The organism is Finegoldia sp., from assembly GCF_046991905.1.
Taxonomy (GTDB): domain Bacteria; phylum Bacillota; class Clostridia; order Tissierellales; family Peptoniphilaceae; genus Finegoldia.
Window position 1 is genome coordinate 1 of the sequence record NZ_JBKWZF010000054.1, and the last position, 9,727, is coordinate 9,727.

General features: G+C 28.6%; 13 protein-coding genes. 5 read left to right on the forward strand and 8 right to left on the reverse strand.

Translation table 11 applies throughout. From position 1 onward, the window contains the following. Positions 1 to 841 precede the first annotated feature (841 nt). Complete coding sequence (locus tag ACLUJM_RS11420; RefSeq protein ID WP_191492211.1) at positions 842 to 2,212, forward strand: ISL3 family transposase; 1,371 nt, start codon at positions 842 to 844, stop codon at positions 2,210 to 2,212. Positions 2,213 to 2,421: 209 nt separating this feature from the next. On the opposite strand, the gene ACLUJM_RS11425 is transcribed toward ACLUJM_RS11420, so the two are convergent. The 7 genes from ACLUJM_RS11425 to ACLUJM_RS11455 form a co-directional block, all read right to left on the reverse strand. Beyond that, a complete protein-coding gene (locus ACLUJM_RS11425; protein WP_147338514.1) occupies positions 2,422 to 2,853 on the reverse strand; it encodes a hypothetical protein in 432 nt (143 codons plus the stop codon). A 200-nt stretch (positions 2,854 to 3,053) separates the two neighbouring features. Then, positions 3,054 to 3,539: a PTS system mannose/fructose/N-acetylgalactosamine-transporter subunit IIB gene (locus tag ACLUJM_RS11430; protein ID WP_199589209.1), complete on the reverse strand. Its 486-nt coding sequence runs from the start codon at positions 3,537 to 3,539 to the stop codon at positions 3,054 to 3,056. Next, the gene (locus tag ACLUJM_RS11435) at positions 3,539 to 3,934 is read right to left on the reverse strand and encodes a PTS sugar transporter subunit IIA (RefSeq protein ID WP_117788924.1); all 396 of its coding nucleotides are present in this window, start codon (positions 3,932 to 3,934) and stop codon (positions 3,539 to 3,541) included. The genes ACLUJM_RS11430 and ACLUJM_RS11435 overlap by 1 nt, the downstream gene beginning before the upstream one ends. Positions 3,935 to 3,940: 6 nt before the next feature. Further along, positions 3,941 to 4,093 (reverse strand): PTS system mannose/fructose/sorbose family transporter subunit IID, encoded by a 153-nt coding sequence (locus ACLUJM_RS11440; protein ID WP_412412862.1) that lies wholly within the window; start codon positions 4,091 to 4,093, stop codon positions 3,941 to 3,943. A 191-nt stretch (positions 4,094 to 4,284) separates the two neighbouring features. After that, positions 4,285 to 4,761: a PTS system mannose/fructose/sorbose family transporter subunit IID gene (locus ACLUJM_RS11445; RefSeq protein WP_412412856.1), complete on the reverse strand. Its 477-nt coding sequence runs from the start codon at positions 4,759 to 4,761 to the stop codon at positions 4,285 to 4,287. A 3-nt stretch (positions 4,762 to 4,764) separates the two neighbouring features. Continuing rightward, positions 4,765 to 5,184, reverse strand: coding sequence for a PTS sugar transporter subunit IIC (locus ACLUJM_RS11450; protein ID WP_412412857.1), 420 nt, complete (start codon positions 5,182 to 5,184; stop codon positions 4,765 to 4,767). Positions 5,185 to 5,652: 468 nt separating this feature from the next. Beyond that, on the reverse strand, positions 5,653 to 6,327 hold the full coding sequence (locus ACLUJM_RS11455; RefSeq protein ID WP_412412858.1) for a GntR family transcriptional regulator: 675 nt from the start codon (positions 6,325 to 6,327) through the stop codon (positions 5,653 to 5,655). Between the two features lie 142 nt (positions 6,328 to 6,469). Here ACLUJM_RS11455 and ACLUJM_RS11460 point away from each other — a divergent pair, with 142 nt between their 5' ends. The 3 genes from ACLUJM_RS11460 (at position 6,470) to ACLUJM_RS11470 (ending at position 8,543) form a co-directional block, all read left to right on the forward strand. Further along, positions 6,470 to 7,552: an SIS domain-containing protein gene (locus ACLUJM_RS11460; protein ID WP_117788920.1), complete on the forward strand. Its 1,083-nt coding sequence runs from the start codon at positions 6,470 to 6,472 to the stop codon at positions 7,550 to 7,552. Between the two features lie 72 nt (positions 7,553 to 7,624). Further along, positions 7,625 to 7,963, forward strand: coding sequence for an MATE family efflux transporter (locus ACLUJM_RS11465; RefSeq protein ID WP_412412859.1), 339 nt, complete (start codon positions 7,625 to 7,627; stop codon positions 7,961 to 7,963). 172 nt (positions 7,964 to 8,135) lie between these two features. Beyond that, positions 8,136 to 8,543, forward strand: a complete 408-nt coding sequence (locus tag ACLUJM_RS11470; RefSeq protein ID WP_412412860.1) for a hypothetical protein — start codon at positions 8,136 to 8,138, stop codon at positions 8,541 to 8,543. Positions 8,544 to 8,669: 126 nt separating this feature from the next. On the opposite strand, the gene ACLUJM_RS11475 is transcribed toward ACLUJM_RS11470, so the two are convergent. Next, on the reverse strand, positions 8,670 to 8,831 hold the full coding sequence (locus ACLUJM_RS11475; protein WP_412412861.1) for a hypothetical protein: 162 nt from the start codon (positions 8,829 to 8,831) through the stop codon (positions 8,670 to 8,672). 244 nt (positions 8,832 to 9,075) lie between these two features. Here ACLUJM_RS11475 and ACLUJM_RS11480 point away from each other — a divergent pair, with 244 nt between their 5' ends. Continuing rightward, positions 9,076 to 9,639 carry a ribulose-phosphate 3-epimerase gene (locus ACLUJM_RS11480; protein ID WP_412412863.1) on the forward strand — a complete coding sequence of 188 codons (564 nt, stop codon included), beginning with the start codon at positions 9,076 to 9,078 and terminating at the stop codon, positions 9,637 to 9,639. Positions 9,640 to 9,727: the final 88 nt, after the last annotated feature.

Below are 9,727 nucleotides of genomic sequence, written 5' to 3' on the forward strand. Positions count from 1 at the left end.
TATAATAATAATTCAAAGATACATTTTTCTGTTTTATTTCCCGTAGGAACGATATATAACAGAATACAAATATAAAAAAATCATCATTTATTCAAAAAAGTGGGAGTTTCCCACTTTTGCATTTCCTGAGTATTTAAAATAATCTGATATTTTAGTTTTAAACAAAAATAGTATTGGTAGTAACATTACCCATATATAAAATCCATGTGGTTTATGTGTTTAAAATAAATTTCATTATTTTCATCATTTTTTGATGTCATTAATGAATTTTTTTATTATGATTTACTTATAATCCTATAGAAAGAAAAAGGATAATAAACCATCCCGACCAAAGTTTGATTCATTATCCTGTCCATAAGAACACTATGATAATAATAGAATTTCACAAAAAAATCAATACAATTAATCAGAATATTTATTCTTCTGTCATTAGTTCCCTGGATTTTTCTTCTGTTCATTGTCCAAAGTGCAATGAATCCGGTCTAAAGGTTCATGCTTATTATTATAGAGCTTTTAAAAATAGTTCAATTAGAATCACCAGATTAATATGTCCTCACTGCGGTTCAACTCATGCAGTTCTTCTTTCTCCTATGATTCCTTTTATATCTTCTGTTTCATATGATGATATGATTAGTATTATTGTGCACAAAAATACCGATGCTGAAATTGATAATTCTCTCATTTCCTATTTCCACACCAGATTTGTAAACTGCTTTGGAGATTACTATCATATCTGTCTGTTCAATTCCAGAAATCTCTTTTTATCTTTCGTTACCACACATGATTTGTTTATTATTCCTCCCTTTTCATCTATTCTTGAATCATAAGGAGGACTTTCACTATGGAAAGCATTAATAACGACTATATTCTTAAACTATTTAACCTGGACAATAGAAAAATCAGCTCTATTGAAGTCCATCATCAGTTTGATGGCGTACATGTTCATGTGCTTTTGGCTGTCGAACCCTACAGGTGCCCTGTGTGTGGTACTGAAACATCAAAAACTCATTCATATACACACAAGAAGATTACGCATTCAATTCTTAGCGGGATACCTTGCTTCATCAATTATAAGGCCAGACGATATATCTGCCCCGAATGCTCAAAGACATTCTATGAGCACAATCCATTTACCACTGAAGGCATGAAGATTTCACTAACGACCGTATATAATGTCCTTAATGATCTAAAAAAGCCTAATGAAACATTTACTGCAGTCGCTCATAGATATCATATATCTCCAACTGCAGCCGCCTATATATTTGACAGACACGTCAATATATCAAGAAGAAAACTTCCTGAATGTATATGTATAGATGAAGTCTATGCATTTTCATCATCAAAAGGTGATTACGTATGCGTTCTTCTTGATTTTAATTCTCAGAATGTCATCGACCTGCTTCCTTCAAGAAGAAAGTATGATCTAATGAATTATCTTTCTCTTATTCCTCGTGAAGAAAGACTTAATGTTAAAGTCGTCTCTACTGACATGTGGGAAACATATAGAATAGTAACGAAACTCATGTTTCCTAATGCAGTCAATTCATTAGATAAATTCCACCTTGTCCAGGAATTCAACAGAAGACTTGAAAGAATCAGAATCGATGCAATGAACAGAGTCAAGCCTAATCCGAATTTCAAAGAAATAAACCACTCCTCCTGTGAAGTTACGAAGCACAGAGAAATGCAGAAGCAGTACTATGTATTGAAGAAATTCAACTGGCTTCTTCTCAAGAATGACGATAAGATATCTGATCCAGACATGGAGAAGAAATACAATCGTGTTCTTGAAGGATATTACAATTACTATGACCTTGTCGAGTATATGATCAAAACAGACAGTCAGCTCGAGGAGGCCCTATATCTTAAGGATGAACTTAAAAGATTCTTTGATAAATCCGATACAGATACCGCAAAGGACAATCTTAATGAACTTATTAGAGAATTCAAATCGAGCAGTATTCCAATCATGAATGAATTTGGGAATACAATGGTGAGATGGAAAAATGAGATTATAAACTCATTTATAAAAGTCAATCCTGAGAAGACAAAACGAGTTAATAATGGAATCATTGAAAACAGAAATAAAACCATCAAGAATATAAAGCATAATTCTAATGGCTATAGAAACTGGGAACGATTTAGAAATAGGGTTATGTATGTGTTAAATGATGACGCAACATATTATATGTATCCAAAAAAGAAGGACTAGATTTGCATCTAGTCCCTAATTGGTATTATAAACACCTTGTGATTAAGTTTTAAATTGTATGTGGTCATCTGAACCACAAATTGTCTTATTGGCCGAAACAATCTCAACCACAAGTTATTTTAAATTACCTTTACTACTTGTGTAAATATAGTATAAAATCTCTTGTAACTCATTATTATTGATAAAAAATCAAATAACTTAACACAATTTTAATTATTTTCTTTCATTTCTTGCATCACTGTATTTATAGACTTTAAAATTAGCCCCTTGTCTCTTATAGCAACAATATAATGAATTTGATATAATTTTTCATATTTTCTTATTAATGGTTCTATTTCTGGAGTCATTTGGATCATTAATGTAGGAATAATAGCTATATGTGTCATATCTTTGTTAAAAGTAATATAAACATCTCCTGGTAAACAATTGATATGACTATCTTTTACTTTTTCATAAATATCTGTTTCTATAACTTTTGATTCTAATGTTTTAATTTGAATATGTAATTTATATATATACTGTTTAGTAAATGTACTATCTCTTAATTCTTTATAAAATTCCATATTTTGTATAGTTGCTAAAGCAATTTGTTTCTTTTTTAACATTTTATATATTGTATAATGTTCTAGATTTTGTTCCATAAATCTAATTATATAATTGAACATAAATATAATGAATGCAAATAAGAGGACAAAAATACTATATTAATAATATCTTTTATAAATAATAAGTAAGCTCCTATTAAAAAAACAATGGCAAAAAGAAGAAGACATATCATTATTTTATTTATTTTTTGTTGAATATAAATATACATATATGATAAAAGCAAGCATATGCTTGCTTATAAACCTGCTTTCTCTAATAATTCTAAGAAATCCTCTACAGGTCTTGTTGGTACAACTTGACATGGAAGTTTCCCATTTCTATATTTTGCTATTTTTCTATATGTAACAGCATCCTCCTTTGTTGCAGCAACAAAACCATTAACCATTACATAATCTGTATTTAATACAGGAGCTTGATTTCCAATATTCACTTCTTCTACTTCTATACCTTTTTCTAAGAGTTGTAAACAATCACTAGCAAATTTACAAATCACAAACTTTGTTTCATTTGGATTTTTTTTATCATATTCAATTAATTCATTTATGCTGAAAACTAAAACTTTTGATCCTTGTGCGGCCATAGGTAATACCATTTTTTGAATAGGATCTTTTGCTACATCATCATTGCATACAATAATTGCATCGGCTCCTATATTATTTTTCCATGCAGCTGCTACTTGACCATGAATTAATCTATTATCAATTCTAATATGTTTTATCATTATTTTTTCACCCCTAATAAATCATTTAAACAATTTATACCCATTTTTCCATCATTCAAAACCATTTCTATATCAATTGTTTGTCCTTGTCTTGCAGACATAATAGAAATAAGCATTCCCAAATTCATACCTGTTAAAACAACTACATTGTCACTAATAACATAAGCTGATTGATTACACGGAGTTCCTCCTAATATATCTGCTAAAATAATAACGCCTTCACCAGAGTCTAAAGCTTTTATTTTTTCTATCATTAATTGCCTAAATTGTTCTGGATTATCCTCTTTTTTTAAACACAAATAATCTAGTTGTTTTAAATTTCCAAAGAAAAGAGAAATAGAATCAACCATACCCTTTGCCATTTCTCCATGGCTAATTAATAAAATACCTTTCATAAATCTTTATACCATAATACCTGTTGCCCCTAAAATAAATGTTATAACTGCAATAATAAGAATAACTTTTACAGGAGTCATTTTTTTCTTCTTTAATAGATAAAAACATAATCCAACAAATAAAATAGGTAAAATATAAGGTAATAGAGATCTAAAGATTCTGCAATTTGAACGCTTGTTCTACTTCACCTGTATTAGGATCGGTAATCGCTTTTGTCATTTCAAACCTAATTGTAGTCTTGATCCCAAGATACTAGGTATAAATCCACCAATAACCGTTAAACCTAAGACACTAGCTAATTCTTGTAATTTATCAAACGAAAATGCACTTTTCATATTATTTAATACTTTTAAAGATTGCTTATATCAATATTAAATGCAGGCCATCTTGCTAAAAGCACTACCATAGGTAATGTCACCATTAAAATAGATAACCAATTTCCTTCAGCAGCCATTCCAGCACCTATCAAACTTACTAAAGGTTTTACAAGGACTCCTTGAATTGTGTCTCCAACACTTGCCATTGGACCCATCAAAGCAACTTTAATGCTATCTGCTGTATCACTTTGTCCATTTTCTTCTAATGCACAAGCAATTCCACATATTGCTGCTGATCCAGCAGGATGACAATTATAAAATTGTGCATGTCTCAATAAATGTTGACATTGTTCTTCTTCAGTCTCATACAATTCCTTAATAACTGGAACCATACCAAAAGCAAATCCACTACCTTGCATTTTTTCATAATTCATACACCATTGTAGTGCCCAATTATGTCTTCTTCTTGTTCTATGTAATGCTTCCTTTGAAATCGTCCTAGTCTCCATTAGTTATACCTTCTTTCCCATATTAATATACATATAACCAAATGCTGCTCCTAAAATAGCTAATCCTAATACTGGCACATTAGCAAATGAGAACAATGCATATCCAATAACCATAAATGGCCAATACTTCTTTAAATCCATGTAAGATAACAATAAAGCAAACCCAATAGCTGGTAATGCACCTCCAACAACTTGCAAACCATTAGAGAACCATTGAGCAGAAGCTGCAAAATCAGAAATAATAGTTAAATAATCACTTAACATAACACCAATAAAAATTGGTAAAGCATTAGCAATCATCCATGGAATAATTCCCTTAACATGAAAACGTTCAAAAGCTTTAATATTATTAACTTTTAAAGCATTTTCTGCTTTATGTAAGAAGAATGTATTTAAAGTTCTTCCTAAAATATTTAGTTGCATAACAAATAAACTTAAAGATGTAGCAACTACAACCCAACATTATAATCTCCTGTCTTACTAGCAGATACAACACCTAAAACAGCTCCAATCTGATAATCTGGTGTTGTTGCTCCTCCGAAATTATAAAAACCTAAATTCATTAATGTACATACTGAACCAACCTGGGATCTAATTCAACATCTCCAACAACTAGTCCAGTAAATACACCACAGACCAATGGACAGTAAATACCGAATTCTGACCAATAATCAAATGTCATTATCATGGCAAATAATGTCAAGATAATAGCGAGTGTCACGTACTCATATGTTTTTCCTCCTCTATGTTTTATATACATTATTATATTATTATATATACATATATGTCAATAATTCTATTATAAATTATTTTATTAAAACAAAAGGCATCATTATGATGCCTTCTATAAGTTATTTAATTCTGGTTTCTTCTATTTCGTATGCGTATTTATTACCTATATATGGCAATACAATATTCTAAAGGTATATTATTCTTTGTATATGTAACATGATCATGTTTCAATAATGCTGTATTTTCTTCAATTTCTAAATTGCTTGACAAGTAATCATCAGATAATATTGCAGTAATTTTTGATTTTTTTTTAATTCTAGGAAGATCTAATGTATCAAAGTAATCATAAAGTGATCCAAATAAGACGACATCAAAAGATGGTACTAATTTTGCTGGAATATATGATGTCATAATTGCTATAGGTTCATTATCTGCAGACCTTACTTTCACAAAATACTGTATTTTTTCATTTTTATCCAGTTCTAAATAACTTGCGATAATAGGAACATCTTTAGAATTAAGTATTTTATATTCTATTAACTTAGATCCGGGTACTCTATGTTGAGACTCCATGTATTTACTAAAACTTCCTACAGTTTTATAATCAGCAAAAAGCATAGCCTGTTTAACAAATGAACCTTTTCCTGGTATCTTATCTATAATACCTTCAGCAGCTAATCTTGAAATTGCTTTATTAACAGTTAAACGGCTAACATTAAATTTTTCTGCCAATTGAAATTCAGTTTCTAATTGATCTCCATTCTTTAACTTTCCATCACTAATTAAATCTTTTATATATTCTTCTACAAGAATATATTTTGCCTTTTTCTTCATTCTATCACCAAGTAATATTTTACATACAATGTCAAATATTGTAAAGTTTTTTTCTTATGTTATTAACAAATATCTTATTTTTTTATTGACATTTGTATATACAATTAATTATAATGTATTTATAAAGGAAAGGAGAAAAATTATGAAAGAAAAAAAATGGGATATGTATACTTATATTCTAGAATCAAAACAAGCTGTTAGAGATATCGTTAATCAACAGGAAGATATTTTTAATACAACTGTTGATTATATTCTCAATAAAAAAATTGATCAAATATATATTATTGGATCAGGAACATCTTATCATGCTGCTGTTGCAGCAAAACCTATTATTGAAAAAGTGTTAGGAATAAAAGTTTTTCAATCTTATCCAATTGATTTTAAAGATGAATTAATTTTTAATAAAAATACTTTGGTCATTGGTATTTCTCATGCTGGAATGTCTGCTTCTACTATTGCTGGATTAGATAAAGCTAGAAATGAAGGATTTGCTACTATTGCTGTAACTGCAGAAAAAGATACACCAATTTTAAAACATGCTGATCAACAGTTATTTATTGAAATGCCAATTGAGTATGCAGGTCCAAAAACAAAAGGATACATTTGTTCAATTGTTACTTTGGTCATTTTAGGATTAAAAGTTGCTTTAAAGCAAAATCGAATATCTCAAGATATTTATGATGATTATATTAAACGCATGCTAAAGAGTTCTGACAATATACCTCTTATTGCTGAGAAAGCACAAGAGTGGTATCAAAATAATAAACAAGACTTTTTAAAATGTAGACGTTTATATATTATTGGATATGAGAACTGTATATCTGCAATGTTAGAAGGAACATTAAAAATATCTGAATCTGTTAGATATAGTACACAATGTTATGAATTAGAAGAATTTATGCATGGTATTTATCATTGTATTGATCAAGATACTTATATGTTTTATTTAGGATCTGGTGGACAATATTTTAATAGAGCAATTCAACTAAAAAGATACTTTGAAGAAGAACGAAATGCACATTGTTTTTTAATTTCTAATGAAAATAATAATAAAAAAGATTTTTATTTTCCATTTACAAATGACAAAGATTTTACGGTTATGGAATATGTTGTTCCTCTTCAGGTTTTTGCTAGAAGTTGTTCTGCTGATCTAGGAATTGATGCTAATATACCTAGTGATCCTGATTTCCATAAAAAAATGCAAAGTTATATTTACGATAAATAATCTCCCTTAGATGTTGTTGAAAAAGTACTTTGATAGGTGCTTTTTCTTTTATGTGAAAAGGAGGTGATTGTATTGATTTTAAAAAAATACTTTGGTCATAAGACATTTTATAAACATACTGGAATGGTTATGCTCCCTATCGCTATTCAATCTGTTTTAACAAGTGTTAGTGGTTTTATTGATACAATCATGGCTTCCCAAATTGATTGTGTTTCTGCGATAGGCACAGCCTTACAAATTGATGCCTTAATGCAAGGTATTGCTTTTGGTATTGCCGCAGGAATTAACATTTTTATCATTCAATACTATGGTGCTAATGATATAAAAAAGATGAGAAAAAAGTTTTGGATTAAGTTTAATAAGCGTTTTTCTCAATGCTTTATTTTGGATATTGCTTGTTTTCATTTTTAATAGATATTTATTAGCAATTTTCATTCAAGATCAAAAAGTTATTAGTGATGCTTTTGAATATATACAAGTCGCTTGTTTTTCTTAGATATTAACTTCACTTATACTTAGTTTTACTTTTGCCTATCATAGTGTCCAAAAAACTTATATTCCTTTAGTTATTAGTGCTATAACAATGATTTTACATATTTTATTTAATATCTTATTTATGTTTATATTTCATTTTGGAATTAAGGGTGCAGCAATAAGTTTACTATTAAGTCAAATTATTAGTTTTATACTTTACTTTTTTTATTCAGTTATTTCTCATCAACCTTTTATTGGTACTTTTTTTGAGACTTTTAATATTCCTTTTTCTTTTATTAAAAAAGTTTATATAAAAGTCTTCCCTTTAATTATTAATGAAACATTATTTAGTATAGGAAATAGTTTATTTATTGTTGCGTATAGTTTATTGGGTAAAAATGTTATGGATTGTTATTATATAGGTAACCAAATTGTTAATATGTTTTATACGGTTGTTAATGCAATGAGCGACGCCTCTACTTCTATGATAGGACTTGAATGGAAAAGAAAATTTTGACTATGCTGAAAAAGTTCATTATTTTTTGGAATAGCAAGTATATTATCTTTTTGCTATTATTATTGCTCTATTAATATTTGCACCACAAATTACAAACTTATTTGAATTAAAGCCTTCACAACAAATTTATCTTGCTACATCAATTGTAAGAGTTCTTTCTATCAGAATTGCTTTTAGATTATTTAATGTCATTATATTTTCAGCATTAAGAGCTGGTGGTGATTCCAAATATTTAACTTTTTTAGATTCTTTTATTTTATGGGGAGTTGGTTTAACGTCTACCTTCATTATGATTTGTTTGTTAAATATATCTGATATAGTTGTTGTTATATTGATTAGTCAAATTGAACAATTATTAAGATTAATACTTGGAATGAAAAGATTAAAAACAAAAAAATGGTTACATGCTCTTGTTTAAATAAAAAAGGAAAGGATGATTTTATTATGAAAAAATTACTATGTGCTTCTATGATGTGCTCATTTTGGTAACCTTGAAGAAGAAATAAAATTATTAGAAAAAAGTGGTATAGATATTTTCCATTTAGATATTATGGATGGAATATTTGTTCCTAATTTTGGAATGGGGCTTCAAGATGTAGAATATATTTGCCAGCATGCAAACATACCTTGTGATGTTCATCTTATGATTAGTCACCCTTACAATTATGTAGAAAAATTTATTGAACTAGGTGCAGATATCATATATATTCATCCAGAATCTGATAAACATGCTTGCCGAACACTTCAAAAAATCAAAGATCTTGGGGCTTTAGCAGGAATTGCTATTAATCCTGAAACTTCTTTTGAAACTGTTAAAAATATTCTTTATCTGTGTGATTATGTTTTAATTATGAATGTAAGTCCCGGTTTTGCAGGTCAAAAATATTTAGAATTTATAACATCTAAATCTCAAAAATTTATTCAAGAAGCAAAAAATTATCAAGGATACAAAGTTATAGTCGATGGTGCTTGTTCTATTGATAAAATAAAAATGTTATCTCATTTAGGAATTGATGGTTTTGTTTTAGGAACAGGTGCATTGTTTAATAAAAAAGAATCGTACAAAACTATTTGTGAGAATATTCGAAACTTATGATAAGTATAAATTTTAAAGAGTGCTTTTATTCGTTTTTTGTTACTTTTTTATGAAACTCAGTTTTTAGCTGAAATAATCTATTTGATAT

Bases quoted from the DNA above. Each gene is read 5' to 3' on its own strand.
- ACLUJM_RS11420 (WP_191492211.1), top strand. From the start codon at position 842: ATGGAAAGCATTAATAACGACTATATTCTTAAACTATTTAACCTGGAC.
- ACLUJM_RS11425 (WP_147338514.1), bottom strand. From the start codon at position 2,853: ATGGAACAAAATCTAGAACATTATACAATATATAAAATGTTAAAAAAG.
- ACLUJM_RS11430 (WP_199589209.1), bottom strand. From the start codon at position 3,539: ATGATAAAACATATTAGAATTGATAATAGATTAATTCATGGTCAAGTA.
- ACLUJM_RS11435 (WP_117788924.1), bottom strand. From the start codon at position 3,934: ATGAAAGGTATTTTATTAATTAGCCATGGAGAAATGGCAAAGGGTATG.
- ACLUJM_RS11445 (WP_412412856.1), bottom strand. From the start codon at position 4,761: ATGGAGACTAGGACGATTTCAAAGGAAGCATTACATAGAACAAGAAGA.
- ACLUJM_RS11450 (WP_412412857.1), bottom strand. From the start codon at position 5,184: ATGCAACTAAATATTTTAGGAAGAACTTTAAATACATTCTTCTTACAT.
- ACLUJM_RS11455 (WP_412412858.1), bottom strand. From the start codon at position 6,327: ATGAAGAAAAAGGCAAAATATATTCTTGTAGAAGAATATATAAAAGAT.
- ACLUJM_RS11460 (WP_117788920.1), top strand. From the start codon at position 6,470: ATGAAAGAAAAAAAATGGGATATGTATACTTATATTCTAGAATCAAAA.
- ACLUJM_RS11470 (WP_412412860.1), top strand. From the start codon at position 8,136: ATGATTTTACATATTTTATTTAATATCTTATTTATGTTTATATTTCAT.
- ACLUJM_RS11475 (WP_412412861.1), bottom strand. From the start codon at position 8,831: ATGAAGGTAGACGTTAAACCAACTCCCCATAAAATAAAAGAATCTAAA.